Below are 25,918 nucleotides of genomic sequence, written 5' to 3' on the forward strand. Positions count from 1 at the left end.
GGCATGGCGGGCGATGCGGACTCCAGCTCGTCGCCCGACCTTCTTCCCGAGGTTCGCCGGGTCTCTCCCGGCGACACCTTGCGGCTCTGTACCTGCGGGGCTTCGGCTTCGCTTCCCGACTGTCCCGCCGACTGCCGCAACGGTCTGACGCTCCACGCGACCCGCGAGCGTCTGTTGCTGTTGTGCCGCTGTGGGCGCTCTGCCGACCTGCCGTATTGCGACGGTAGCCATGCGCCTTCCGCCTCCGGGCTGAAGGCCAGGTGGCGGCGTTTCCGCGGCTGAACGTAAATCTGTGAACGCCCGCACGAAGGTGTTGTGACGGGCGAACAAATGTTGCGCTTATCTGTCGTAAAGACAGCGTCAAATATTCATCATGTCAAGGCAAAGTGCCATTATTTGGCGTCGGCAGTCGCACAACCACCGACCGCCTCGTGCAGCATTCGATTCGTGCGGAGAAAACGATGTACAAGCTGTGTTTCTATGTGCCTGAGAGCCATCTGGATGTCGTCAAGCAAGCGGTGTTTGCCGCGGGTGGCGGGCGCATCGGGGCGTACGACAGTTGCTGCTGGCAGTCCCTTGGCCAGGGCCAGTTCCGGCCCCTGGACGGTAGCCAACCCTACCTGGGCCAGGTCGGCCAGGTCGAGCACGTGGCGGAGTGGAAAGTGGAGCTGGTGGTGGCCGACGAGCTCATCCACGCCAGCGTCAAGGCGCTGAAGGCGGCGCATCCCTATGAGACCCCGGCCTACGAGGTCTGGCGCCTGACCGACATGGTCTTCTGAGTTTTCCTCGGACAAGCAAGAAGGACGGCCAGTGGCCGCCCTTTTCGTTATCCGCCTCACGGGGAGAGCCCGACCCGGGGCTGTGGCGTGGCGCGAACAACCGTCTCGCGATTATCGAACCCGAGCGTGGGAGCTGTGCCGTAGGGCGGATAACCGCTTGGCGGTTATCCGCCGATTGGCCGAGGTCCAGCCCTTCTGCCGTCAGCGCCGCAGCAGCGGTTGCAGGGCCTGGCTCAAGGCCGCGGCGCGGGGGCCCACCAGGATATGGCAGATGCCGCCGGCGAGGGAACTGACGCCCTGTCCGCCGAGACGACGCAGTTGCTCGGTGGCCAGCTTGCGTTCGTCCGCCACGCTGACCCGCAGGCGGGTCAGTGCGACGTCCCGTACCTCGCGCAGGTTGCCGGCGCCGCCGAGGGCGCCGAGCCAGGCCTGGGCTTCGGCGGCGTCGACGGTGGCCTGCATCGACACCACCTCTTCGGCTGTGTTCGGACTGCCCAGCGGCGGCACGGCTTCGCCCGGTTGCGTATCGAAGGGCAGGGCGCGGCGGATCTCGTCGGCGATGCTGTCGGCCTGTGGGCCGACCACCACCTGCAGGCTGCCGGCCTTGCCCGGACGTACCACGGCCATCGCACCGAGGGCCTTGAGTTGGGCGTCCGAGGCCTTGTCGCGGTCGACCAGGCGCAGACGCAGGCGCGTGGTGCAGGCGTCCACCACTTCGAGGTTGGCTGCGCCACCCAGGGCGCGGATGAATGCCGGGGCGCGCTCGGCTTCGGTGTTGTCGCCCGATTCGCTGCTCGCGTCGTCTTCGCGGCCCGGGGTCTTCAGGTTGAAGCGGCGGATGCAGAAGTCGAACACCAGGTAATAGATGCCGGCATAGAGCAGGCCCAGCGGCCAGAGCATCCAGCCGTGGGTGGAACGGCCCCAGCCCAGGGCGAGGTCGATGGCGCCACCGGAGAAGGTGAAGCCGAGGCGGATGTCGAGCAGGTCGGTGAGGGCCATGGACAGGCCGGTGAGCAGCGCATGCAGCAGGTAGAGCAGCGGCGCGAGGAACATGAAGGCGAACTCCACCGGCTCGGTGACGCCGGTGAGGAAGGCGGTCAAGGCCATCGACAGGAGCAGTCCGCCGATCAGCTTGCGCCGCTCCGGACGGGCGTTGCGGTACATCGCCAGGCAGGCGGCGGGCAGGCCGAACATCATCACCGGGAACATCCCGGCCATGAACTGGCCGCCCTTCGGGTCGCCGGCGAAATAGCGCGCCAGGTCGCCGGTGACGACGCGCCCGGTTTCCGGGTCGGTGAAGCTGCCGAAGACGAACCACACCAGGTTGTTGAGGATGTGGTGCAACCCGGTGACGATCAGCAGGCGGTTCAGCACGCCGAAGGCGAAGGCGCCGAAGCTGCCGCTTTCCAGCATGAGCTGGCCGAGGCCGTTGATGCCCTGTTGCAGCGGTGGCCAGATCACCCCGAACAGCAGGCCCAGGCAGACCGCGCTGATCCCGGTGGCGATCGGCACGAAGCGGCGGCCGCCGAAGAACGCCAGGTATTCCGGCAGCTTCACGTCCTTGAAGCGGTTATACAGGGCGCCAGCCACCAGGCCGCTGATGATGCCGGAGAGCACGCCCATGTCGATGCCCGGATCGATCACCTTGAGCACCGAGATCATCACCAGGTAGCCGATGGCGCCGGCCAGGCCGGCGGTGCCGTTGTTGTCGCGAGCGAAACCGACGGCGATGCCGATGGCGAAGATCAGCGCCAGGTTGGCGAAGATCGCCTTGCCGGCGTCGTGGACCAGCGGAATGTCGAGCAGGTCGACGTCGCCCAGGCGCAGCAGCAGGCCGGCGATCGGCAGGATCGCGATCGGCAGCATCAGGGCGCGGCCCAGGCGTTGCAGGCTTTCGATCAGGAACGGGGGCATGGCGGTGGTCTCCGATTGTTCTTGTCAGGCCAGCGGCCAGTGTTGCAGGCAGGCGTCGCGCACCGCCCGGGCGCTGCCCAGGTCCAGCAGCGCCTGGGCGTGGCGGCGGCATTCGGCGGCGTCGAGCTGGCGCACCCGGGTCTTGATCTCGCCGACCAGGTTCGGACCGACGGACAATTCCTCGACCCCGAGGCCGACCAGTACCGGTGTCGCCAGCGGGTCCGAGGCCAGTGCACCGCAGACGCCGACCCAGCGGCCGTGACGGGCTGCTCCGGCGCAGGTCTGGGCGATCAGCCGCAGCAGGGCCGGGTGCAGGGCGTCGATGCGGTCGGCCAGGCCGGCGTGGCAACGGTCCATGGCCAGGGCGTACTGCGACAGGTCGTTGGTGCCGATGGAGAGGAAGTCGGCGTGTTCGGCCAGTTGATCGGCGAGCAGGGCGGCGGAAGGCACCTCGATCATCACCCCGAGTTCGGGCAGGCGCTCGATCCCCAACTGCGTGGCCAGCTCGCCGAGGCGGCCACGGATGGCGCGCAGTTCGTCGACCTCGCTGACCATCGGCAGCAGTATCCGGCAGCGTTCCAGCGGTTCGACCCTGAGCAGCGCGCGCAACTGCTGGTCGAGCAGTTCCGGGCGCGCCTGGCCGAGGCGGATGCCGCGCAGGCCCAGCGCTGGGTTTTCTTCCACCGGTAGCGGCAGGTAGTCGAGGTGCTTGTCGCCGCCGACATCGATGGTGCGGATGATCACCTTGCGCTGGCCCATGGCGTCCAGGACCTCCTGGTAGGCGTTGCGCTGCTCCTCTTCGTCGGGCGCGGCGCGGCGCTCGAGAAAGAGAAACTCGGTGCGTAGCAGGCCGACCCCGTCGGCGCCGTTGGCGAAGGCTTCGGCGGCCTCGCGCGGCGAGGCGACGTTGGCGCCGATCTCGATGCGCCGGCCGTCGCGGGTGAGCGCCTCGCGCTGCGCATCGGCCTGCTGGCGGCGGCGTTGTTCCTCGCGCTGCGCCACTTGCAAGGCGACCTGCTCCAGGCGTCGAGCGTCGGGGCTGAGTTCCAGCCGGCCCTGGCCGGCGTCCAGCACCACCTGCCGGCCTTCCTCCAGCTCCAGCAGCCCGGCGCCGAGCGCCACCAGGCACGGCAGGCCCTTGCTGCGGGCGAGGATGGCCACGTGGGAGGTGGCGCCGCCTTCGGCCATGCACAGGCCAGCCGCGCCGGCATCCACCAGCGGCGCGAGGTCGGAGGGGGTGATCTCCCGGGCGGCGACGATGGCGCCAGCAGGCACCCGCAATGGCGCGGTGTCGCCGAGCAGTACCCGCAGCACGCGTTTTTCCAGGTCGCGCAGGTCGTTGGCGCGCTCGGCCAGCAGCAGGTTGCCCAGCGCCTGGAGAATCTCGCACTGGGCCTGGATCGCCCGGTGCCAGGCGTGGGCGGCGCCGACGCCCTGGTCGATCAGCATGTCGGCGGCGTCCAGCAGACCCGGGTCTTCCAGCAGCGCGAGATGCGCGGAAAAGATCGCCGCTTCGTTCTCGTCGCCGCCGAGCCTGGCCTGCTGCAGGCTCCCCTGTACGTCGTCGCGCACCCGTTGCAGGGCCTGGTCCAGGGCGAGGTGCTGTTCCTCGGGACGATGCCGGCCGTCATCCGCCGGCAGGCTGATGGCGCCGAGCCGCGCCAGGGGACCGCTGGCCAGGCCGGGCGAAGCGCAGACGCCGGCCAGGGTACCGGCGACAGCCGCAGGTCGCGCCGCCTCGCCCGGGGCGATGGCGCGCGGAGCCTCCTTCGGAGCCCCCGCGGTGGCGCTGGCGAGGGCCGCGAGCAGGGCGCCGAGGGCCGCCTCGCTGTCTTCGCCGCGACAGATCACCTCTACCTCGTCCTGTTCGGCGACCCCCAGGCCCATGATACCGACCAGGCTGTCGACGCTGGCCACTTGCCCGGCGAAGTGCAGTTCGGCCTGGCTGGAAAAGCCCTGCGCGGTCTTGCGTAGCAGCGCTGCCGGGCGTGCGTGCAGACCGCCATGATGGGCGACCCGCGCCCGCCCGCGAACCTGGCGCTGCGCGGAGCCTTCGCCAGGCGCGGGATTGGCCGGACGTTGCTCGGCCTTCTCCGGACTCAGTTGCAGGAGCGGCGCGCCGACCTCCACCGGGTTGGTGGTCAGCGGGCGTACCTGGAAGCCGTCGCCGTTGGTCAGGATCATCACCGTGATCAGACTGCGGCTGCCGCGGGCGACGCGGTCCAGGTCGAAGCGCAGCAGCGGCTGGCCCTCGATCACCCGCGCACCTTCCTCGACCAGCGCTTCGAAGCCCTCGCCTTGCAGCTGTACGGTGTCGAGGCCGACGTGCAGCAGCAACTCGGCACCGTTGTCGGCGCGCAGGCTGAGCGCGTGGCGGGTTCGCGCCAGGTGGCTGACCAGCCCGGCGCAGGGCGCGTGCAGGCAGTCGTTGAGTGGGTCGATGGCGATGCCTTCGCCCAGGGTGCCGCTGGAAAACACCGGGTCGGGTACTCGGTTGAGCGGCATCACGGGGCCGCTCAGGGGCGCTTTGAGGGCGAGATTCTTGTTGTTCATGGGCGCGCGCTCAGGCTCAGTGGGTTCGGGTGACTTTGCTCAGGTGCCGTGGCTGGTCCGGGTCCATGCCGCGGGCTTCGGCCAGGCCGGCGGCCATGACGTAGAAACTCTGGATCGCCAGGATCGGATCGAGCGCCGGATGCGCGGCGCGCTGCAGCGGCAGGTCGCGTTCGGCGATGTCGTCCGGGGCGGCGAGCAATACCTGCGCACCGCGCTGGCGCATATCCTCGGCGAGCGCCAGCAGGCCTTCCTGCTCCGGGCCGCGGGGAGCGAACACCAGCAGCGGATAGCGCTCCTCGACCAGCGCCATCGGTCCATGGCGGACCTCGGCGCTGCTGAAGGCCTCGGCCTGGATCGCCGAGGTTTCCTTGAATTTCAGCGCGGCCTCCTGGGCGATGGCGTAGCCGGCGCCGCGACCGATCACCATCAGCCGCTGGCAGTCGCGCAGGGCTTCGATGGCCGGCGACCAGTCGAGCCTGGCGGCCTGCTCCAGCCCGGCCGCCAGGCCCTGGCCGGCGGCCAGCAGGGCATTGTCGCGCTGCCAGTGGGCGAGCAGGCGGGCGCTGGCGCTGAGCGTGGCGATGAAGCTCTTGGTCGCTGCGACGCTGCGCTCGGTGCCGGCGCAGAGCGGCACGACGAATTCGCTGGCGGCTTCCAGCGGCGAATCTTCGGCATTCACCAGGGCGATGCCCAGGGCGCCGCGTTCGCGCAGGATGCGCAGGCTGTCCACGAGATCGGGGCTCTGTCCTGACTGCGAGAAAGCGAAGACGGCCTGCCCGGCGACCCGCAGCGGCGAGCGGTTCAGGGTCACCACCGACATGGGCAGCGAGGCCACCGGCAAGCCGGCGTGCTGCATGGCCAGGTAGGCGAAGTAGCTGGCGGCATGGTCGGAGCTGCCGCGCGCGACGGTCAGCGCCAGGTTCGGATCGACCTCCCGCAGGCGCTGGCCAAGCGCCGGCAGGCAAGCGTCGAGCACGGCCAGTTGACGGCTCGCCACCGCGGCGGCGGAGAGTGCTTCCTCGAGCATCAGCGAAGTCATTCGAGTTCTCCTTCCACCATCACGGCGTCGAGTTCCAGGGAGCGATCCAGGCGCACCACATCGGCCCAGGCTGCGGGCGCCAGGCGGCCGCGCTCGGTGAGGCCGAGGTAATCGGCGGGGAATTGCGAAAGGCGTTGCGAGGCTTCGGCCAGGGGCAGGCCGATCTTCACCAGGTTGCGCAGCGCCTGGTCCATGGTCAGGGTGCTGCCGGCCAGAGTGCCGTCGGGCAGGCGCACGCCGCCCAGGCACTTGGTCACCGTGTGGCTGCCGAGCTTGTACTGGCCGTCGGGCATGCCGGCGGCGGCGGTGGAGTCGGTCACGCAGTACAGGCACGGGATCGAACGCAGGGCCACCCTGATGGCGCCGGGATGGACATGCAGCAGGTCGGGGATCAGCTCGGCGTAGCGTGCGTGGGCCAGGGCCGCGCCGACGATACCCGGTTCGCGGTGGTGCAGGCCGGTCATCGCGTTGTAGAGGTGGGTGAAGCTGCTGGCGCCGGCTTCCAGTGCGGCCACGCCATCCTCGTAGCTGCCCAGGGTATGGCCGATCTGCAGGCGTACGCCGCGCTCGGCGAGGGCGCGGATCAGCGGCCGGTGTCCGGCGATCTCGGGGGCGATGGTGATCACCCGGATCGGCGCGCGGCGCAGGTAGTCCTCGACTTCCTCGAGCACCGCGGCATGGGCGAAGTTGGGCTGCGCGCCGAGCTTGCCGGAGTTGATGTAGGGGCCTTCCAGGTGCACGCCGAGTATCCGTGAGCCGCCCTCCAGCGAGCGGCGGCAGTAATCGCCGAGCTGGCTGAGGATGTCGGCGATCTCCTCGCGCGGTGCGGTCATGGTGGTGGCCAGCAGCGAGGTCGTGCCGAAGCGCCGGTGGGTGCGGGCGATGGTGGCGAAGGCGTCGCCGCCTTCCATGATGTCGCGGCCGCCGCCGCCGTGCACATGCAGGTCGATGAAGCCTGGCAGCAGGTACGGATCGGCGTTGTCGGCCGGATCGCAGGGCTCGCCTTCGATCCGCTGGATACGTCCGTCCTGGATGTGCAGGCGGCCGAGGACCCAGCCTTGCGGGGTGAGAATGTTGCCTTCGAGCATGGCGGCTCCGTGTCGGTCAGCGTCGCAGTTCGGCGACGAAGTCGTAGTAGTCGTTGCGGCAGTAGGTGTCGGTCAGCTCGATCGGGGTGTTGTCCTCGAGGTAGCCGATCCGGGTCATCAGCAGCATCGCGGTGCCCGGCGCGATGCCGACCAACGCGGCATCGGACGCGGAGGCGTTGATCGCGCGCACGTGCTGGAGGGCGCGGACCACCGGGCGACCGATGCCGTCCAGGTATTCGTAGAGGGAATCGCCGACCGCTGTCGGATCCGGCAGCAGGCGTGCCGGCAGGGTGCTGTTCTCGATCGCCATCACCGTGCCGTCGGCCTTGCGCAGGCGCTTCATGCGCGCGACCTTTTCGGTCGGCGAGAGGCCGAGGCGGATCAGTTCGTCGTGGGTGGGCAGGGCGATGCCGCGCTCCAACCAGGTGGAGCCGGGGGTGAAGCCTTTCAGGCGGAGCATCTCGCTGAAGCTGGAGAGACGCGACAGCGGTTGTTCGAGACGCGGCGTAATGAAGGTGCCGGAGCCCTGGTTGCGGCGGATCAGCCCCTGCTCGAAGAGTACTTCGAGGGCCTTGCGCGCGGTGACGCGGGAAATGTTCAGGGTTTCGCTGAGGTTGCGTTCGGAGGGCAGCGCTTCCTCCGCTTTCCACTGGCCGGCATGGATCGCGCTCTCGAGATTGCGCGCCAGCTGCAGATAGAGGGGGGTGGGTTGCGCCTCGTCGGGACGCAGGGCCAGGAGCAGGTCGTGGGCTGTCTTCATGAGAGGTTCCGATGCGGATTGTGTTGTTGTCGCCCGGTAATGCTGGGAAAACTAATACCACTTGAATACCACGTCAATGCCAGTTGTGCGTCGCGCACGCGTCAGCCAGCCGTCCCGTCGATTGACTTGGCCTGAGTAAGGGATGCAAGGGTTTGACGGATAAAAGAAAACGCCGCCGGAAAATCTCGCGGCGGCGTTCCTGGTGTGGCTGACGGCTGACGAGTGGTAGCAGCCTGGTTCTGTCAGGGGCGGATCTCGATCAGCGTGCCGTCTTTCACCACGCTCCAGACTTCGCGCATGTCGGTGTTGTTCATGGCGATACAGCCATTGGTCCAGTCCAGGGTGGAGAAGTACCACTCCGGGTATTCGTCATCCAGCGGGGTGCCGTGGATCATGATCATGCCACCGGCCGGCAGGCCCTTTTCCCGGGCCTTGGCCACGTCGCGGGCGTTGGGGTAGGAAATGTGCATGGAGAGGTTGTAGTTGTTGCTGGTCTTGCGCCAGTCGATCCAGTAGAAGCCTTCCGGGGTGCGGTTGTCGCCTTCGGCCAGCTTCGGGCCGGTCGGGCGCTTGCCCAGCGAGACACGGTAGCTTTTCAGGACGTTGCCTTTGTTGAGGAGCAGCAGTTTTCGCTCGGACTTGAGCACCAGGACCTTGTCCACCTTGCCTTCCAGGCTCGGCGCGGCATTGGCCTGGGTCAGACTGGCGAAGGTCAAGCACAGCAAAGCAAGCAACCAGCGCATGGAAGTGAAATCCCCGATGTTCCCTTGAGCCGCAACGGCGGCGGTGTTCGAGTGTTTGGCGTTCAGTCTTTCTTATAGGAAGCCAGCATAGGTGCAATGGCTTCGTTGCGCACCGGGAAGCAGCCTTCGCGGCGGTCGCTGAAGTAGCATTCTAAGGTACGGCCGATGGTCGGAAAAGCCAGCTCCGACCAGGGAATCTCCGCTTCGTCGAAAAGCCGCACCTCCAGGCTTTCATCGCCGGCGGAGAAATCCAGGTCGAGCAGCTCGGCGCGGAAGAACAGGTAGACCTGGCTGATGTGCGGCAGGTCGAAAAGGGTATAGAGCTGCAGGTCGCCGATCCGCGCGTTGGCTTCTTCCTCTGTCTCGCGGGCCGCCGCCTGGGCGAGGGTCTCGCCGTTCTCCATGAAGCCGGCCGGCAGCGTCCAGTAGCCCAGGCGCGGCGCAATGGCGCGACGGCAGAGCAGGACCTGGCCGTCCCACACCGGCAGGCTGCCGGCGACGATACGCGGGTTCTGGTAGTGCACGGTGTGGCAGGCGTCGCAGACGTAGCGCAGGCGGTTGTCGCCGTCCGGGATGCGCTGGACCACCGTGGCGCCGCACAGGCTGCAGAATTTCATGCCAGGTTCTTCTTCGGGGAAAGGCCTATCTTGCTCGGCTGGCCGGGAGGCGACAAGGCCCCGTGCGGGAGGGGTGGGCTGGCCGGGGCTTTCGTGCCATGATCTCGGGGAAACGACAAGACCTCGGAAACCCCGGCAGTATGAACTGCACGCTCGACGAGCTGCGCCAACGCATCGAGGCGCACCGCCCCCGCCAACTGGATACCGACCAGCGCTTCCCCCAAGCGGCCGTGCTGGTGCCCATCACCCGCAGCGACGATCCGGAGCTGGTGCTGACCCTGCGCGCCGCCGGTTTGTCCACCCATGGCGGCGAGGTCGCCTTCCCCGGCGGGCGGCGCGACCCGGAAGACGCCGACCTGGTGCGCACCGCCCTGCGCGAGGCGGAGGAGGAGATCGCCTTGCCGCCGGGCCTGGTGGAAGTGGTCGGGCCGCTGAGCACCCTGGTCTCGCGGCATGGTATCGAGGTCACTCCCTATGTCGCCTTCATTCCCGACTTCGTCGAGTACCAGCCCAACGACGGCGAGATCGCCGCGGTGTTCAACGTGCCGCTGAGTTTCTTTCGCGACGACCCGCGCGAGGTCACCCACCGTATCGACTACTTCGGCCGCAGCTGGTACGTGCCCAGCTATCGCTTCGGCGAGTTCAAGATCTGGGGCCTGACGGCCATCATGGTGGTGGAGCTGGTCAACCTGCTGTACGACGACCCCATCGACCTGCACACGCCGCCGGCTTCGTTCATCAAACTGAGTTGACCGACGGGGCGCAGACCCCGGCCATGAGGAGATCGCGATGAAATACCGCCTGGGCGATGCCCGCGTCGAAACCCATCCCGACAGCTGGATCGCGCCCAGCGCAGCGGTGATCGGCAAGGTTCGCCTGGATGCCGGCGCCAGCGTCTGGTTTGGCGCGGTGCTGCGCGGCGACAACGAGCTGATCCATATCGGCGAGCACAGCAACGTCCAGGACGGCTCGGTGATGCACACCGACATGGGCTATCCGCTGACCCTCGGCAAGGGCGTCACCGTCGGCCACAACGCCATGCTGCATGGTTGCAGCGTGGGCGACTACAGCCTGGTGGGGATCAACGCGGTGATCCTCAATGGGGCGAAGATCGGCAAGTACTGCATCATCGGCGCCAACGCGCTGATTCCCGAGGGCAAGGAGATTCCCGACGGCTCGCTGGTGATGGGCTCGCCGGGCAAGGTAGTGCGCGAGCTGAGCGAGCCGCAGAAGAAGATGCTCGAGGCCAGCGCCGCCCACTATGTGCACAATGCCCGCCGTTACGCCCGCGACCTCGTCGAGGACCCGGCGTGAACGAGCGACCGGTGGCTTCGCCCTGCGTGCATGTCTGCGCGCTGGACGAGCAGGACATCTGCATCGGCTGCCAGCGCACGGCGGCCGAGATCACCCGCTGGGGCCTGATGAGCAACGACGAGCGCCGCGAGGTGCTCGGTCGCTGTTTCGAGCGCGCCAAGGCGCAAGGGCTGGTCAGCGGTTCCGCCTGAAGCGGATTCCGTTTTCTTTCATTTCCGAGGTTCTTCCATGACCCGTATCGGTACCCCCCTGTCGCCGAGCGCGACCCGCGTCCTTCTCTGTGGCTCCGGCGAGCTGGGCAAGGAAGTCGCCATCGAGCTGCAACGCCTGGGTTGCGAAGTGATCGCCGTCGATCGCTATGGCAACGCGCCGGCCATGCAGGTGGCGCATCGCAGCCACGTGATCAGCATGCTCGACGGCGCCGCCCTGCGCGCGGTGATCGAGCAGGAGAAGCCGCACTACATCGTGCCCGAGATCGAGGCCATCGCCACCGCGACCCTGGTCGAGCTGGAGGCCGAAGGCTACACCGTGGTGCCCACCGCCCGCGCCGCGCAACTGACCATGAACCGCGAGGGTATCCGCCGGCTGGCTGCCGAGGAACTCGGCCTGCCGACCTCGCCCTATCACTTCGCCGATACCTTCGAGGACTACCGCCGTGGCGTCGAGCGCGTCGGCTACCCCTGCGTGGTGAAGCCGATCATGAGTTCGTCTGGCAAGGGCCAGAGCGTCCTGAAAGGCCCCGACGACCTGCAGGCGGCCTGGGACTATGCCCAGGAAGGCGGGCGCGCCGGCAAGGGCCGGGTGATCGTCGAGGGCTTCATCGATTTCGACTACGAAATCACCCTGCTCACCGTGCGCCACGTCGACGGCACCACTTTCTGCGCGCCGATCGGTCACCGCCAGGTCAAGGGCGACTACCACGAGTCCTGGCAGCCGCAGGCGATGAGCGCGCAGGCCCTGGCCGAGTCCGAGCGGGTCGCCCGGGCAGTGACCGAGGCCCTCGGCGGACGCGGGCTGTTCGGCGTCGAACTGTTCGTCAAGGGCGACCAGGTGTGGTTCAGCGAGGTGTCGCCGCGTCCGCACGATACCGGCCTGGTGACCCTGATTTCCCAGGATCTTTCCGAGTTCGCGCTGCACGCGCGGGCGATCCTCGGCCTGCCGATCCCGGTGATCCGCCAGCTCGGCCCGTCGGCCTCGGCGGTGATCCTGGTGGAAGGCAAGTCCCGGCAGGTCGCTTTCGCCAACCTCGGCGCCGCGCTGAGCGAGGCGGATACGGCGCTACGCCTGTTCGGCAAGCCGGAAGTGGATGGCCAGCGGCGGATGGGCGTGGCCCTGGCGCGCGACGAGTCGATCGACGCCGCCCGCGCCAAGGCGACCCGGGCCGCCCAGGCGGTTCGCGTCGAACTCTGAGATGCGCCGGCTGGCAACGCTGGCCTGGTGGGCGGCGGCTCTGCCGTTGCTGCCGCTGGCGGTGCCGCTGGCTATCCGCACCCGCCGCCGAGCCTTGCGCCTGGCGCCCGCGGCGGGACCTCGCGAAGGGCTGGTCGGTGGGTCCGGTGCCGAAGAGCCGCTGCGCTTGCTGTTGTTCGGTGAGTCGACAGTGGCCGGGGTCGGCGCCAGTTGCCTGGACTACGCCCTGGCCGGCCGCCTGGCCGCGGCGCTGGGCGAGCGTCTGCGGCGCCCGGTGGCCTGGCAGGCGCTGGGCGAGAACGGCATCACCAGCGGCGAGGCGCGCGAACGCCTGCTACCGCAGGTGGCGGGACGTTTCTTCGACCAGGTGATCCTGGTCTTCGGCGTCAATGACACCACCAGCCTGCGCTCCCTCGAACGCTGGCGTGCCGACTGCGCGGCCCTGATCGAAGGCTTCCAGGCGGCCGGCGCGCAGGTGACCTGCACCGCGGTGCCGCCGCTGCGGCATTTTTCCGCCTTGCCCGGGTTGCTGCGGGCCCTGCTGGGGTGGCGCGGGCGGCTGCTCGACGAGGCGCTGCGCGATCTCGCTGGCGCGACCGGCGCCGGCTACTGCCCGATCTCGCTGGACCTGCTTCCGGGCTACCTGGCCATCGACGGCTTTCATCCGTCGCAGCTGGGCTACCAGGTCTGGGCCGGGGCCCTCGCCGACTGGTTGGCGGCGAGGGAGAAGGGCGGCGTCGCGGTAGCCTGAGCGAGACTCAGGACACTGCGCCGAGGTCGTTGTCGCGGGTTTCCTTCAGGCACAGCACCGCCAGCAGGCTGAGCAGCGCCGCTGCGGAGACGTAGCCGCCGACCCAGCCCAGGCCGCCGATGCCGACCAGCTTCTGGGCGATATAGGGCGCCACCGAGGCGCCGAGAATGCCGCCCAGGTTGTAGGCCGCCGACGCGCCGGTGTAGCGCACGTGGGTGGGGAATATTTCCGGCAGCAGCGCGCCCATCGGGGCGAAGGTGACCCCCATCAGGAACAGCTCGATGCAGAGGAACAGGGCGACGCTGAACGTCGAGCCCTGGCTGAGCAGCGGCTCCATGGCGAAGCCGGAGGCGATCGCCGCCAGGCTGCCGAGCAGCAGTACCGGCTTGCGTCCGAAGCGGTCGCTGAGCCAGGCCGACAGCGGCGTGGCGGCGGCCATGAAGAGCACCGCGAGGCACAGCAGACCAAGGAACTCCTCGCGGCTGAAGCCGAGGCTGGCCACCCCGTAGCTCAGCGAGAACACCGTGGAGATATAGAACAGCGCATAACACACCACCATCGCCAGGGCGCCGAGCAGGGTCGGCCGCCAGTGCTGGGCGAACAGCTCGGCGATCGGCAGGCGGACCCTCTCGTGCTTGGCCATGGCCTTGGCGAACACCGGGGTTTCCGCCAGCTTCAGGCGTACGTAGAGGCCGACCACGACCAGCGCCGCGCTGAGCAGGAACGGGATCCGCCAGCCCCAGTCACGAAACTGCTCCTCGCTGAGCAGCATCGCCAGGGCCAGGAACAGGCCGTTGGCGGCGAGGAAGCCGATCGACGGGCCGAGCTGGGGAAACATGCCGAACCAGGCGCGCTTGCCGGCCGGCGCGTTCTCCGTGGCCAGCAGCGCGGCGCCGCCCCACTCGCCGCCGAGGCCGAGGCCCTGGCCGAAGCGCAGCACGCAGAGCAGCAACGGCGCCCAGTAGCCGATGCTGTCGTAGCCGGGGAGGACGCCGATCAGGGTGGTGGATACCCCCATCAGCAGCAGCGAGGCGACCAGGGTCGACTTGCGCCCGATGCGGTCGCCGAAGTGGCCGAACAGCGCCGAGCCCAGCGGGCGAGCGAGGAAGGCGATGCCGAAGGTGAGGAAGGCGCTGAGCATCTGCGCGGTGCCGGATGTCTGCGGGAAGAATACCGGACCGATCACCAGGGCGGCGGCAGTGGCATAGACGTAGAAATCGTAGAACTCGATGGCGGTGCCGATGAAGCTGGCGACTGCGACCCGGGTGGTCGAGTTGGCCGGTTCCGGAGCGGCGTCGGCGGCGAGGGTGGCGGCGGTCATGGTGGGAAGGTCCCTGGCAGTCGGGGCACGACGGAGTGCTTCCGTGCGGCCGGATGGTTATGGCCAGTGCGCCGATGCGGCGGCGCGGCGCCCGGGTGGGGCGGACGAGATCGGTCGCGCAGGGAGGATGGGGCTGCGCGCCGTGCGCCGGCTGGTACCGTCGGCATCGGGGCCGGGCGGGCAGGCGGGACTGGCGGGTGACTGGCCGGGGCTCGGGCTGCGGGTAGCGGCGGAACCGGCGGCAGGGCTGGATAAGCTGGGGTCGATTATAGAGCGCCGCGGGGCGGGTTCGGCAATCTCGGATCAGACGCTGGCGTCGCTTTCGACCAGCGGGGTCAGCGCGCGGGGATGCCAGGCGCGCACGCTTTTCACACGGTTTTCCGCCGACTGCTGGATTTCCAGGCAGTAGGGGCCGATGCGCAGGCACACCGCGCAATCGGGGATCTGCTCCAGGGCTTCGGTGACCAGGCCGTTGAGGGTCTTCGGGCCGTCGCAGGGCAATTGCCAGCCAAGCGACTTGTTCAGCTCGCGCAGGTTGGCGCTGCCGTCGATGACGAAGCTGCCGTCTTCCTGGGCCTGGATATCCGGGTTGTCGAGGCTGTCGAGGTCGTTGAAGTCGCCGACGATCTCTTCGAGGATGTCCTCCAGCGTGACGATGCCGATCACCTCGCCATATTCGTCGACCACCACGCCGATACGGCGCTTCTCCTTCTGGAAGTTCACCAGCTGGGTCGACAGCGGCGTGCTTTCCGGCACGAAATACGGCTCCATGCAGGCCTGGCGGAGATTCTCCTTGGTCAGGCGGCCCTGGGTCAGCAGGCGCGCGATCTGGCGCATGTGCACGACCCCTTCGATCTGGTTGACGTCGTCGCGGTAGACCGGCAGGCGGGTGTGGCTGGTGGTGCGCAGTTGCTCGACGATGACCTCGAGTTCGTCGTCGAGGTCGATGCCTTCGATTTCGTTGCGCGGGATCATCAGGTCGTTGACCGTGACCTTCTCCAGGTCCAGCAGGCCGAGCAGCATGTCATGCCGGTTGACCTCGCTGGCCTGGGGATTGTCGGCCGGATGCAGGGCCTCTTCGTCGCGGCTGCGTCCGCTGTCGTCCTGTTCCGCCGCGGCGACGCCGAGCAGGCGCAGCAGCGCGTTGCTCAGCAGGGTCAGCAGCCACAGCAGGGGCCAGCACAGGCGCTGCAGGATCAGAAGCGGCAGGCTGAGCGGCAGGGCGACGCGTTCTGAGCGAAGGGCGCCGTAGCGGCGCGGCAGCAGGGCGCCGAACAGCAGCAGGAGCAGGGTCATGCCAGGGATGGCGACGGCCAGGCCGATGACGCCCCAGTGGTGCAGCGCGGCCCAACTGGCCAGGGCGGCGGCGCTGACGTTGACCAGGGTGCGGCCGAACAACAGGGTGCCGCGCAGGCGGTCGTCGTGCAGCAGCAGCCAACTGCTGCGCCGGGCCCCGCGCAGGCCTTGCTTGGCCTGTAGGCGCAGGCGGTAACGGTCGAGGTTGAGCAGGGCGGTCTCGACGCAGGAGAAGAACGCCGAGCAGGCGACCAGGAGAACCAGCAGGCCGACCAGGTACCCGGGGTGCAGTTCATCCATGAAGGAGGCCCATCAGATGTGCAGGATGAATTCCCGCACCAGCTTGCTGCCGAAGTACGCCAACATCAACAGGCAGAAACCGGCCAGGGTCCAGCGGATCGCCTTGTGGCCCCGCCAGCCGAGCTGGTGGCGACCCCAGAGGAGCACGGCGAAGACCACCCAGGCGAAGCAGGACAGGATGGTCTTGTGCGCCAGGTGCTGGGCGAACAGGTTGTCGACGAACAGCCATCCGGACAGCAGCGACAGCGAAAGCAGCGACCAGCCGCCCCAGAGGAAGCCGAACAGCAGGCTTTCCATGGTTTGCAGGGGCGGGAAGTTGCGGATCAGCCCGGACGGATGCTTGTGCTTGAGGCGGTAATCCTGGAGCAGCAGCAAGAGCGCCTGGAACACCGCGATGGTGAGCAGGCCGTAGGCCAGGATCGAGAGCAGGATGTGGGCCAGGATGCCTGGTTGTTCGTTGATCGGCTCGACGGTGCCGTGGGGGATGAGTACCGCCAGCAGGGTGGTGAGGGCGCCCAGCGGGAATAGAAGGAGGAGCAGGTTCTCCACCGGTATCCGCAAGGTCGCCAGCAGGGTCAGGAGGATTACCGCGGCGGCGATCAGGCTGGCGGCGTTGAAGAAGTCCAGCACCAGGCCGGCCGGGGTCAGCAATTGCTGGTAGAGGCTGAAGGCGTGGGCGACCAGTGCCAGGAGTCCGAACAGGAGCAGCAGGGGTTTGCCCGGCGCGGTGCGCTTGGACACACAGGCACCCTGGTAGGCGGCGGTGCCGAGATAGAGAACAGCAGCGATGAGGCTGGGCAGCAGGGGATGCATAAGTCCTTGTAATCGCGGGCCCGAAAGGAAGGGAGTTTGGCATAGATCGAGCGTCGCGAGAAAGCCGTTGCGAACAGTTCTCTCGTACCTGTGGCCGGGTTGGCGGGCCGCCTGCCGCGGGCGCCGCGACCTCCTGGCCCGGCAGTCGCTTCGGCAAAGACGGAACGCATCGGCAAATCAAGGACTTGAGGCTGGCCTCCGGTCGTCGCCGGACACACACTCCGTCTTTCATCGCGTGTCCCGCGACGCGCTCTTGGTTATAATCCGCCGCTTGCCGCAACCCCCGTGGAAGGATCGCGCATGTTCGAAAACCTTACAGACCGCCTCTCGCAGACGCTTCGCCATGTCACCGGCAAGGCCAAGCTGACCGAGGACAACATCAAGGACACTCTGCGCGAAGTGCGCATGGCCCTGCTCGAGGCCGACGTGGCCCTGCCGGTGGTCAAGGACTTCGTCAACAAGGTCAAGGAGCGCGCCGTCGGCACCGAGGTCTCGAAGAGCCTGACCCCGGGACAGGCGTTCGTGAAGATCGTCCGCGCCGAACTCGAGGAGTTGATGGGGGCGGCCAACGAGGACCTGGCGCTGAGCGTCGCGCCGCCGGCGGTGATCCTGATGGCCGGCCTGCAGGGCGCGGGCAAGACCACCACCGCGGGCAAGCTGGCGCGCTTCCTTAAGGAACGCAAGAAGAAGTCGGTGATGGTGGTTTCCGCCGACGTCTACCGTCCCGCCGCGATCAAGCAACTGGAAACCCTGGCGGGCGAGGTCGGCGTAACCTTCTTCCCTTCCGACGTCAGCCAGAAGCCGGTGGCCATCGCCGAGGCGGCGATCCGCGAGGCGAGGCTGAAGTTCATCGACGTGGTGATCGTCGATACCGCAGGCCGCCTGCACATCGATGCCGACATGATGGACGAGATCAAGCAGGTGCACGCGGCGATCAAGCCGGCGGAAACCCTGTTCGTGGTCGATGCCATGACCGGCCAGGACGCCGCCAACACCGCCAAGGCCTTCAATGACGCCTTGCCGCTGACCGGCGTGGTCCTGACCAAGGTCGACGGCGACGCGCGTGGCGGTGCCGCGCTGTCGGTGCGGGCGATCACCGGCAAGCCGATCAAGTTCCTCGGCATGGGCGAGAAGAGCGAAGCGCTCGATCCGTTCCATCCCGACCGCGTGGCCTCGCGCATCCTCGGCATGGGCGACGTGCTCAGCCTGATCGAACAGGCCGAGCAGAACCTCGACCGCGACAAGGCCGAGAAGCTGGCGAAGAAGATCAAGAAGGGCAAGGGCTTCGACCTGGAAGACTTCCGCGACCAGTTGCAACAGATGAAGAACATGGGCGGCCTCGGCGGGCTCATGGACAAGCTGCCGATGCTCGGCGGGGTCAACCTGGCGCAGATGGGCAATGCCCAGGGCGCTGCGGAGAAACAGTTCAAGCAGATGGAGGCGATCATCAACTCGATGACGCCCGGCGAACGGCGCGATCCGGAAATGATCAGCGGCTCGCGCAAGCGCCGCATCGCCCTTGGCTCCGGTACCCAGGTGCAGGACGTTGGCCGGCTGATCAAGCAGCACAAGCAGATGCAGAAGATGATGAAGAAGGTCACCGCCAAGGGCGGCATGGCCAAGATGATGCGAGGCATGGGCAGCATGTTCCCGGGGGGCATGCCCAAGCTTTGATCGGACGCGCGGCCGCTGGCCACGCCGGCGGTTCCGCGCCGTCGGCCGGCGGGCGGACCGCGCGCTTCTCGCGCTCTCCGCGCCGGCCGATGGGTGGCCGAAAAAGAGATTTGCAAATTCCCCGATAATCCTTAGAATATGCGGCCTTTCGGGCCGTGGGCCCAGCGTGCATTCATTTTGCAAGCACCGACTACAGGAACGAAGTTCACATGGTAACCATCCGTCTTGCTCGTGGCGGCTCCAAAAAGCGCCCCTTCTACCACCTGACCGTGACCAACAGCCGCAATGCGCGCGATGGTCGCTTCGTCGAGCGCATCGGTTTCTTCAACCCGGTTGCGACTGGTGGCGAAGTGCGTCTGTCCGTCGACCAGGAGCGTGCTACCTACTGGCTCGCCCAGGGTGCACAGCCGTCTGAGCGCGTTGCTCAGCTGCTCAAGGACGCTGCCAAGGCAAACGCCTAAGCCGTCATGAGTGAAATGCCGACACCCGCCGACGACCTGGTCGTGATCGGCAAGATCGTTTCGGTGTACGGCATCCGCGGTGAGGTGAAGGTGTATTCCTTTACCGACCCGTTGGACAACCTGCTGGACTATCGCCGCTGGACGCTCCGGCGCGACGGCGAGATTCGGCAGGCCGAGCTGGTCAGGGGGCGCCTGCATGGCAAGGTCCTGGCCGCCAAGCTCAAGGGGCTCGACGATCGCGAAGAGGCCCGCACCTTCACCGGTTACGAGATCTGCATCCCGCGTAGCGAGTTGCCCTCTCTCGAGGAAGGTGAGTACTACTGGCACCAGCTGGAAGGCCTGAAGGTGATCGACCAGGGCGGGCAGTTGCTCGGCGTGATCGACCATCTGCTGGAAACCGGTGCCAACGATGTCATGGTGGTCAAGCCCTGCGCGGGCAGCCTGGACGACCGCGAGCGCCTGTTGCCCTACACCGGGCAGTGCGTGCTGTCGATCGACCTGGCCGCTGGTGAGATGCGGGTGGACTGGGACGCGGACTTCTGATCATCCATGGACAAGCGTTTGTGGGTGGGCGTCGTCAGCATCTTTCCGGAGATGTTCCGCGCGATCAGTGACTATGGCATCACCAGCCGTGCGGTAAAGCAGGGGTTGCTCACGCTGACCTGCTGGAATCCACGGGACTACACCGAGGACCGCCACCAGACGGTGGACGACCGGCCCTTCGGCGGTGGCCCTGGCATGGTGATGAAGATCAAGCCTCTGGAGGGCGCGCTGGCGGATGCCAGGCAAGCCGCCGGGGGCAGGAAGGCGAAGGTGATCTACCTTTCGCCGCAAGGCCGCCAGCTGACGCAGGCGGGCGTACGCGAACTGGCCGAAGAGGAAGCGTTGATCCTCATCGCCGGGCGCTACGAAGGCATCGACGAGCGCTTCATCGAAGAGCACGTCGATGAAGAATGGTCGATCGGCGATTATGTCCTGTCCGGCGGTGAGTTGCCGGCCATGGTGCTGGTCGATGCAGTGACGCGGTTGCTGCCCGGTGCATTGGGTCATGCAGATTCCGCCGAGGAGGACTCCTTCACGGATGGCCTGCTCGACTGCCCGCACTACACCCGACCCGAGGTGTACGCGGACAAACGTGTTCCTGAAGTGTTGCTCAGTGGCAACCATGAACACATCCGGCGTTGGCGTTTGCAGCAGGCCCTTGGGCGGACCTGGGAACGACGCGCCGATCTTCTGGATAGCCGCTCGCTTTCTGGAGAAGAGCAGAAGCTGCTGGCGGAATACATCCGTCAGCGGGACGATAGTTAACGTATCGATGGCTGGCCGATTGCCGGTCTTAGGAGCACAGCATGACCAACAAGATCATTCAGCAGATCGAAGCTGAACAGATGAACAAAGAGATCCCGGCGTTCGCCCCCGGCGACACCGTGATCGTCCAGGTCAAGGTGAAGGAAGGCGACCGTCAGCGTCTGCAGGCCTTCGAAGGCGTCGTCATCGCCAAGCGCAACCGTGGCCTGAACAGCGCCTTCACCGTGCGCAAGATCTCCAACGGCGTGGGCGTGGAACGTACCTTCCAGACCTACAGCCCGATCGTCGACAGCCTGAGCGTCAAGCGTCGCGGCGACGTGCGCAAGGCCAAGCTGTACTACCTCCGCGCCCTGTCCGGCAAGGCCGCGCGCATCAAGGAAAAACTGGTCTAATCCGGTTCTTCTCCGAGAAAAGCAGCCCGAGGGCTGCTTTTTTCATGTCTGGCGTTCGCCTTTCCGGCGGCGCTTCCTACTGCCCACGGCAGCGCATAACCAGTACAACATCCGCGGCACCCAGGCAGCCACTCCATCCGGTATTCGTGGCATGACCCCCAGAGAGCAAGAAATCCTGCGTCGCACCGAGCTTTCCGAAACCCGTGTGACCAAGGCGGTATTCCCGCCCACCACCAATCACCACAACACCCTGTTCGGCGGGACTGCGCTGGCCTGGATGGACGAGGTCTCGTTCATCACCGCGACCCGTTTCTGCCGCCTGCCGCTGGTGACCGTCTCCACCGATCGCATCGACTTCAACCACCCGATCCCGGCGGGCTCGATCGTCGAACTGGTCGGCCGGGTGGTCAAGGTCGGCAACACCAGCCTCAAGGTGGAGGTCGAGGTGTACCTGGAAAGCATGTACGCCGACGGTCGCGAGAAGGCCATACACGGCCTGTTCAGCTTCGTCGCCATCGACGACGAAAAGCGGCCGGTTCCGGTCCTGCCGGGGTTCCCGGCCAGCCAGGCGGCTTGAGCCAGGCGGAAAGAAGGCACCCAGGGGTGCCTTTTCCATATCCCCGGACGATCCGGCCCTGGGTTGGGATCAGGGCCGCAGGCTGATCTTCAGGGAAGCCTGGGACAGGTCGATCTGTTGCAGGCTGACACTGCCGAACGTCTGCTCGCGCGGCGCGCCGGCAATGCGGATATTGTCGAAGCGCACCTCGCCGATACTGCTCGGCAGGCGCAGGTTGACCGAGCCGTCGGGGTTGAGCGTGCTTTGCGTCTTGCCGGTTTCGTAGCGAACGTCGCTCATCGAGGTTTCCGCCTCCAGGCTGTCGAGCACCGGCATCACCAGCTTCGCCAGTTGCTTCACCGCGGCCAGGCCGTCGCCGCCCTCGGCCTTCAGGAACAGGCCCTCGAGGCTTTCGTTGAGGCCCTGGGCGTTGACGTTGCTCATCTCGACGTCGGTCAGCGGACGCAGGTTCTTCGGCAATTCCTGGCGGCTCATGGCCGCTGGCGGCTGCATGCGCTGGATGTCGGCGCTGGCCATCTGGAACGGACTGAGCAGGGCGGCGACCAGGGTCGCGGCCAGGCGCAGGTTGGTCTGCTTCTTCAGCGCCTTCTTCAGTTGCCGTTCGCTCAGCAGGCCCTGCTCGATCAGGGTTTCGCCCAGGCGCTTGTGGTTGCTCAACTGCGCCTGGATCGCGGCGTCCAGTTGGGCGGCGCTAATCAGCCCCTTGTTGATCAGGATCTGGCCCAGGCGGGAATGTTGTTGATTGGACATGGTCATGACCTGATGAAAAAAGAGGATGATGGCTAGATGCAATCATCCTCTTCGTGGGCTTCGTTTGTCACCCAACCTTGGATAGGGTGACGACGGTCTTTCGTCGGTTCGTTGAAGTCTAGTCGGCGATCTCCGTGGCCTGCGACTTGCTGACTGACGGTTCCGCCTCGATCAGCGACAGCAGCGTCCAGCCGGTGCCCGGCGCCAGCGTGGACTGTGGCGTGGCGACGTGCATCCTGCCGTTCGGATCGCGGGCGAACAGCAGGATCGCGGACTCGCCGTGCAGCGCCTGGTAGTCGTTCCAGCCGAAGGTGTCGGTGAGCAGGGTGGTGCGGATTTCGGCGCCGCGCGACAGCAGGCTGGCGAACTGCGCGTAGGTCAGCGGTCGCTGGCCAAGCGGGCGGCCACGGTGTTCGTCGCTGGAGCGGTGCTTGTCGGTACGCTTGGCTTCCTGGCTGGTCGGCAGGCCGAACAGCTGGCGATGGCCGAACTCGTGGCGGAAGCGCATGGCCGCCAGGGTGTTCAGCTCGCCGGCCGGAGAAACCCCCAGCAAATGCCCGATGCCGACCAGGTCGAGGTGGGCTTCGGCGTGCTGCGAGGTGGGATTGCCGAAATAGGTGGGCAGGTTGTCCATGCGGGCGGCGCGGATGTTTTCCCAGCTCGAATCAGTCAGCAGCACGCGGCTGCCGAGGCTCTTCAGGGCCTTGCCGATGGCGCGCCCGACCGGATTGGCGCCGACGATCAGGTAGCCGCTGGGCGAGGGCTCGGCGACCTTCAGCAGGCGCGCCAGGGGGCGGGCGGTGGCGCTTTGCAGGACCACCGTGCCGATGATCACCAGGAAGGTCAGTGGCACCAGCAGCGCCGCCTGGGCATGGCCTTCGGCGCCCAGGCGGATGGCGAAGATCGCCGAGACCGCCGCGGCGACGATCCCGCGCGGGGCGATCCAGCTGAGCAGGGCGCGCTCGCGCCAGCTCAGCGGCGAACCCCAGGTCGACAGCGCCACGTTCAGCGGCCGGGCGACGAACTGGATCAGCAGCAACACCAGCAGCGCCGCCGGGCCCAGGCCGAGCAGGGCATTGATGTCCAGGCGCGCGGCCAGGAGGATGAACAGGCCGGAAATCAGCAGGACGCTGAGGTTTTCCTTGAAGTGCAGGATCTGCCGTACGTCGACGCCCTTCATGTTGGCCAGGCCCATGCCCATCAGGGTGACGGCGAGCAGTCCGGATTCGTGCATCACCCGGTTCGAGGCGATGAAAACGCCCAGCACCGCGGCCAGCGTCGCCAGGTTGTGCAGGTAGTCCGGCAGCCAGTGGCGGCGTAGGACGATGCCCAGCGCCCAGCCGCCGAGGATGCCGAACAGGCTGCCGCAGAGGATCACCCCGCCGAAGGTCTGCAGGCTGTGCAGCCAGCCGTCGCCTTCGCCGCTGGAGATGATGAAGCTGTACACCACTACCGCCAGCAGGGCGCCGATGGGATCGATGACGATGCCTTCCCAGCGCAGGATGTTCGCCACCGCGGCCTTGGGCCGGACCACCCGCAGCATCGGGACGATCACCGTGGGCCCGGTGACCAGGGTCAGGGTGCCGAACAGCAGGGCCATTTCCCAGCTGAAGTCGAGCAGGTAGTGGGCGGCCAGGGCGATCACGCCCCAGGTCGAGAGCGCGCCGATGGTCACCATTCGGTGCACCACGGTGCCGATTTCCTTCCATTCGCTGAAATGCAGGGTCAGGCTGCCCTCGAAGAGGATCAGCGCCACTGCCAGGGATACCAGTGGGAACAGCAGGGGGCCGAACATCTCGTCCGGATCGAGCCAGCCGAGCAGGGGGCCGGCGACGATCCCGGACAGCAGCAGGAAAAGAATGGCTGGCAGGCGCAGGCGCCAGGCCAGCCATTGACTGAGCAGGGCGGCGGCACCGATGCCACCGAGGGCGAGCAGGATAGCGTTCTGGTCCATCGAGGATTCCTTGTCAGCGTCGCTCCGCTCGTCCTGAGCCGGGGCGAACCATCGAGCCACATGGCTCCGCTTTTTCCCGCGGGCACGGGAAGCCGGCCGACCTCCTGTCGACCGGCCTGACTAACCATTACGTGGCGATGACGGCCAACGCTCGCGATAGCGCCCAGGCTATGAAAGACTAGCCGCGCTTTCATTTGGTTCGCAGCCTTCATCCATGAGTACCCTCGAACATCCCCTGATCGACCGTTTCCTCGATGCCCTGTGGCTGGAAAAAGGCCTTGCCGACAACACCCGCGAGGCTTATCGCAACGACCTCCAGCAGTTCAACGCCTGGCTCGATGGCCGCGGGTTGCGCCTGGAGGGCATCGGCCGCGACGCCATCCTCGATCACCTGGCCTGGCGCCTGGAACAGGGCTACAAGGCTCGCTCGACCGCGCGCTTCCTCTCCGGCCTGCGTGGCTTCTACCGCTATTGCCTGCGCGACGGCCTGATCGCCGAGGATCCCACCTTGCAGGTGGACCTGCCGCAACTGGGCAAGCCGTTGCCGAAATCCCTCTCCGAAGCGGACGTCGAGGCATTGCTGGCGGCGCCGGAAGTCGACGACCCGCTGGGCCTGCGCGATCGCACCATGCTCGAAGTGCTGTATGCCTGCGGCCTGCGGGTCAGCGAACTGGTCGGCCTGACCCTGGAGCAGGTCAACCTGCGCCAGGGCGTGGTCAAGGTCTTCGGCAAGGGCAGCAAGGAGCGCCTGGTGCCGCTCGGCGAGGAAGCCATCGGCTGGCTCGAACGCTACCTGCGCGAGGCCCGCGGCGACCTGCTCGGCGGGCGGCCCAGCGACGTGCTGTTCCCCAGCCTGCGCGGCGAACAGATGACCCGCCAGACCTTCTGGCATCGCATCAAGCATCACGCGCAGGTGGCGGCGATCGGCACGTCGATTTCGCCGCACACCCTGCGTCACGCCTTCGCCACCCACCTGCTCAACCATGGCGCCGACCTGCGGGTGGTGCAGATGCTGCTCGGCCACAGCGACCTGTCGACCACCCAGATCTATACCCATATCGCCCGGGCCCGCCTCCAGGATCTGCACGCACGCCACCACCCGCGAGGCTGACGCTTTGTCCGAAAAATCCGTACCTATCCGAAAAGAGGCGCTTTCGTAGCGTTCTGCGACAAGCGTCGGGCCCGTCGGGATAGCGGTCTATGGTAGGCTTCGCCGACCGCACGACAGGAGTGACACATGCGCGTGACCCGTTTTCTGGCTGCTGCCGCCCTCGGCCTGATGAGTACCCTGGCCCTGGCAGACAATGCCGATCAGAACATCCGCAAGACCCTGCAGGCCCTGCAACCGGACCTGCCCATCGACTCCATCGCCAGCAGCCCGCTGCAGGGGCTCTACCAGGTGCAGCTGAAGGGCGGCCGGGTGCTCTACGCCAGCGCCGACGGCCAGTTCGTCATGCAGGGCTACCTCTACCAGGTGAAGGACGGCAAGCCGGTCAACCTGACCGAGAAGGCCGAGAGCCAGGCGATCGCCAAGGCGATCAACGGCGTGCCCGCCAGCGAGATGGTGGTGTATCCGGCCAAGGGCCAGGCCAAGGCGCACATCACGGTGTTCACCGATACCACCTGCCCGTACTGCCAGAAGCTGCATGCCGAGGTGCCGGACCTGACCGAGCAGGGGATCGAGGTGCGCTACATGGCGTTCCCGCGCCAGGGGCCGCAGTCGGCGGGCGACAAGCAACTGCAGGCGGTCTGGTGTGCGAAGGAGCCGACCAAGGCGATGGACGCCATGATGAACGGCAAGGAGGTCAAGTCTTCCGAGTGCAAGAACCCGGTCGACAAGCAGTTCCAGATGGGCCAGATGGTCGGGGTGCAGGGAACGCCGGCGATCGTCCTCGCCAACGGCCAGTTGCTCCCCGGCTACCAGCCGGCCAAGCAGTTGGCCAAGCTGGCGCTGGAGGCCAAGTAGCGCCGGGCCTGCCGAACAATTGACTAATAAAGAGCCGCTTCGTAATGTGCGGCTCTTTTGTTTTCATCATTGGCGATTTCCGCCGCCCGCTGGCGGAATCCATCGCCAGGATGCGTCGTGGCCCGTACAGTGGTCGCG

Annotated in this window: 27 protein-coding genes; 15 read left to right on the forward strand and 12 right to left on the reverse strand. The window is 67.1% G+C overall.

Annotation, left to right across the window (positions count from 1 at the left end):
• The first annotated feature begins 3 nt into the window (after positions 1 to 3).
• On the forward strand, positions 4 to 282 hold the full coding sequence (locus tag LT948_RS04995) for a CDGSH iron-sulfur domain-containing protein (protein WP_003158782.1): 279 nt from the start codon (positions 4 to 6) through the stop codon (positions 280 to 282).
• Between the two features lie 179 nt (positions 283 to 461).
• Positions 462 to 779, forward strand: coding sequence for a Nif3-like dinuclear metal center hexameric protein (locus LT948_RS05000; protein WP_003092679.1), 318 nt, complete (start codon positions 462 to 464; stop codon positions 777 to 779).
• Between the two features lie 201 nt (positions 780 to 980).
• Here the strand turns inward: LT948_RS05000 and nagE are convergent, their stop codons facing one another.
• The 7 genes from nagE to LT948_RS05035 form a co-directional block, all read right to left on the reverse strand.
• Complete coding sequence (gene nagE / locus LT948_RS05005) at positions 981 to 2,693, reverse strand: N-acetylglucosamine-specific PTS transporter subunit IIBC (RefSeq protein WP_003112082.1); 1,713 nt, start codon at positions 2,691 to 2,693, stop codon at positions 981 to 983.
• 24 nt (positions 2,694 to 2,717) lie between these two features.
• The gene (gene ptsP / locus LT948_RS05010) at positions 2,718 to 5,246 is read right to left on the reverse strand and encodes a phosphoenolpyruvate--protein phosphotransferase (protein ID WP_003137920.1); all 2,529 of its coding nucleotides are present in this window, start codon (positions 5,244 to 5,246) and stop codon (positions 2,718 to 2,720) included.
• 16 nt (positions 5,247 to 5,262) lie between these two features.
• Positions 5,263 to 6,285, reverse strand: coding sequence for an SIS domain-containing protein (locus LT948_RS05015; RefSeq protein WP_003119309.1), 1,023 nt, complete (start codon positions 6,283 to 6,285; stop codon positions 5,263 to 5,265).
• Positions 6,282 to 7,373 carry an N-acetylglucosamine-6-phosphate deacetylase gene (gene nagA, locus LT948_RS05020; protein WP_023111432.1) on the reverse strand — a complete coding sequence of 364 codons (1,092 nt, stop codon included), beginning with the start codon at positions 7,371 to 7,373 and terminating at the stop codon, positions 6,282 to 6,284. The genes LT948_RS05015 and nagA overlap by 4 nt, the downstream gene beginning before the upstream one ends.
• A 16-nt stretch (positions 7,374 to 7,389) precedes the next feature.
• Positions 7,390 to 8,133 (reverse strand): GntR family transcriptional regulator, encoded by a 744-nt coding sequence (locus LT948_RS05025; protein WP_003092669.1) that lies wholly within the window; start codon positions 8,131 to 8,133, stop codon positions 7,390 to 7,392.
• Between the two features lie 242 nt (positions 8,134 to 8,375).
• Positions 8,376 to 8,876 (reverse strand): L,D-transpeptidase family protein, encoded by a 501-nt coding sequence (locus LT948_RS05030; RefSeq protein ID WP_003092667.1) that lies wholly within the window; start codon positions 8,874 to 8,876, stop codon positions 8,376 to 8,378.
• 62 nt (positions 8,877 to 8,938) lie between these two features.
• On the reverse strand, positions 8,939 to 9,493 hold the full coding sequence (locus LT948_RS05035) for an NUDIX hydrolase (RefSeq protein WP_003092665.1): 555 nt from the start codon (positions 9,491 to 9,493) through the stop codon (positions 8,939 to 8,941).
• 140 nt (positions 9,494 to 9,633) lie between these two features.
• Between LT948_RS05035 and LT948_RS05040 the strand changes: the two genes are divergently transcribed.
• The 5 genes from LT948_RS05040 to LT948_RS05060 are packed head-to-tail and all read left to right on the forward strand — an operon-like array spanning position 9,634 to position 12,968.
• Positions 9,634 to 10,245: a CoA pyrophosphatase gene (locus LT948_RS05040; protein WP_003092664.1), complete on the forward strand. Its 612-nt coding sequence runs from the start codon at positions 9,634 to 9,636 to the stop codon at positions 10,243 to 10,245.
• Positions 10,246 to 10,282: 37 nt separating this feature from the next.
• Positions 10,283 to 10,807 (forward strand): gamma carbonic anhydrase family protein, encoded by a 525-nt coding sequence (locus tag LT948_RS05045; RefSeq protein WP_003092662.1) that lies wholly within the window; start codon positions 10,283 to 10,285, stop codon positions 10,805 to 10,807.
• Positions 10,804 to 10,998 carry a DUF1289 domain-containing protein gene (locus LT948_RS05050; RefSeq protein ID WP_003092660.1) on the forward strand — a complete coding sequence of 65 codons (195 nt, stop codon included), beginning with the start codon at positions 10,804 to 10,806 and terminating at the stop codon, positions 10,996 to 10,998. Before LT948_RS05045 ends, LT948_RS05050 begins: the two co-directional genes overlap by 4 nt.
• A gap of 37 nt (positions 10,999 to 11,035) precedes the next feature.
• On the forward strand, positions 11,036 to 12,217 hold the full coding sequence (gene purT / locus LT948_RS05055; RefSeq protein ID WP_003092658.1) for a formate-dependent phosphoribosylglycinamide formyltransferase: 1,182 nt from the start codon (positions 11,036 to 11,038) through the stop codon (positions 12,215 to 12,217).
• 1 nt (position 12,218) lies between these two features.
• Positions 12,219 to 12,968, forward strand: coding sequence for an SGNH/GDSL hydrolase family protein (locus tag LT948_RS05060; RefSeq protein WP_003113828.1), 750 nt, complete (start codon positions 12,219 to 12,221; stop codon positions 12,966 to 12,968).
• Between the two features lie 7 nt (positions 12,969 to 12,975).
• Here LT948_RS05060 and LT948_RS05065 read toward each other — a convergent pair whose 3' ends face one another.
• The 3 genes from LT948_RS05065 to LT948_RS05075 form a co-directional block, all read right to left on the reverse strand.
• Positions 12,976 to 14,289 carry an MFS transporter gene (locus LT948_RS05065; RefSeq protein ID WP_003092654.1) on the reverse strand — a complete coding sequence of 438 codons (1,314 nt, stop codon included), beginning with the start codon at positions 14,287 to 14,289 and terminating at the stop codon, positions 12,976 to 12,978.
• Between the two features lie 303 nt (positions 14,290 to 14,592).
• Entirely contained in the window at positions 14,593 to 15,885 is a 1,293-nt protein-coding gene (locus tag LT948_RS05070; protein ID WP_003453700.1) for an HlyC/CorC family transporter, read from the reverse strand.
• A gap of 12 nt (positions 15,886 to 15,897) precedes the next feature.
• Positions 15,898 to 16,698, reverse strand: coding sequence for a cytochrome C assembly family protein (locus LT948_RS05075; protein ID WP_003092649.1), 801 nt, complete (start codon positions 16,696 to 16,698; stop codon positions 15,898 to 15,900).
• A gap of 300 nt (positions 16,699 to 16,998) precedes the next feature.
• On the opposite strand from LT948_RS05075, the gene ffh reads away from it, so the two are divergent.
• The 6 genes from ffh to LT948_RS05105 all read left to right on the forward strand — a co-directional run bounded on the left by ffh (position 16,999) and on the right by LT948_RS05105 (position 21,110).
• A complete protein-coding gene (gene ffh, locus LT948_RS05080; RefSeq protein WP_003092645.1) occupies positions 16,999 to 18,372 on the forward strand; it encodes a signal recognition particle protein in 1,374 nt (457 codons plus the stop codon).
• A gap of 209 nt (positions 18,373 to 18,581) precedes the next feature.
• Positions 18,582 to 18,833, forward strand: a complete 252-nt coding sequence (rpsP, locus tag LT948_RS05085) for a 30S ribosomal protein S16 (RefSeq protein WP_003109644.1) — start codon at positions 18,582 to 18,584, stop codon at positions 18,831 to 18,833.
• Between the two features lie 15 nt (positions 18,834 to 18,848).
• Positions 18,849 to 19,376: a ribosome maturation factor RimM gene (gene rimM / locus LT948_RS05090; protein ID WP_003092640.1), complete on the forward strand. Its 528-nt coding sequence runs from the start codon at positions 18,849 to 18,851 to the stop codon at positions 19,374 to 19,376.
• A 6-nt stretch (positions 19,377 to 19,382) separates the two neighbouring features.
• The gene (gene trmD, locus LT948_RS05095; RefSeq protein WP_003119312.1) at positions 19,383 to 20,141 is read left to right on the forward strand and encodes a tRNA (guanosine(37)-N1)-methyltransferase TrmD; all 759 of its coding nucleotides are present in this window, start codon (positions 19,383 to 19,385) and stop codon (positions 20,139 to 20,141) included.
• Positions 20,142 to 20,182: 41 nt separating this feature from the next.
• Entirely contained in the window at positions 20,183 to 20,533 is a 351-nt protein-coding gene (rplS, locus tag LT948_RS05100) for a 50S ribosomal protein L19 (RefSeq protein ID WP_003092637.1), read from the forward strand.
• Between the two features lie 151 nt (positions 20,534 to 20,684).
• Positions 20,685 to 21,110, forward strand: a complete 426-nt coding sequence (locus LT948_RS05105) for an acyl-CoA thioesterase (protein ID WP_003092635.1) — start codon at positions 20,685 to 20,687, stop codon at positions 21,108 to 21,110.
• 69 nt (positions 21,111 to 21,179) lie between these two features.
• On the opposite strand, the gene LT948_RS05110 is transcribed toward LT948_RS05105, so the two are convergent.
• Together LT948_RS05110 and LT948_RS05115 are read right to left on the reverse strand one after the other, a co-directional pair.
• Positions 21,180 to 21,866, reverse strand: a complete 687-nt coding sequence (locus tag LT948_RS05110) for a hypothetical protein (RefSeq protein ID WP_003092633.1) — start codon at positions 21,864 to 21,866, stop codon at positions 21,180 to 21,182.
• Between the two features lie 112 nt (positions 21,867 to 21,978).
• Positions 21,979 to 23,814: a cation:proton antiporter gene (locus LT948_RS05115; protein WP_003109643.1), complete on the reverse strand. Its 1,836-nt coding sequence runs from the start codon at positions 23,812 to 23,814 to the stop codon at positions 21,979 to 21,981.
• A gap of 214 nt (positions 23,815 to 24,028) precedes the next feature.
• Here LT948_RS05115 and xerD point away from each other — a divergent pair, with 214 nt between their 5' ends.
• The gene (xerD, locus tag LT948_RS05120; RefSeq protein WP_003092629.1) at positions 24,029 to 24,925 is read left to right on the forward strand and encodes a site-specific tyrosine recombinase XerD; all 897 of its coding nucleotides are present in this window, start codon (positions 24,029 to 24,031) and stop codon (positions 24,923 to 24,925) included.
• Between the two features lie 126 nt (positions 24,926 to 25,051).
• On the forward strand, positions 25,052 to 25,780 hold the full coding sequence (gene dsbC / locus LT948_RS05125) for a bifunctional protein-disulfide isomerase/oxidoreductase DsbC (RefSeq protein WP_003117459.1): 729 nt from the start codon (positions 25,052 to 25,054) through the stop codon (positions 25,778 to 25,780).
• Positions 25,781 to 25,918 lie beyond the last annotated feature (138 nt).

Source organism: Pseudomonas sp. CP-1, from assembly GCF_021213715.1.
Taxonomy (GTDB): Bacteria; Pseudomonadota; Gammaproteobacteria; order Pseudomonadales; family Pseudomonadaceae; genus Pseudomonas; species Pseudomonas aeruginosa.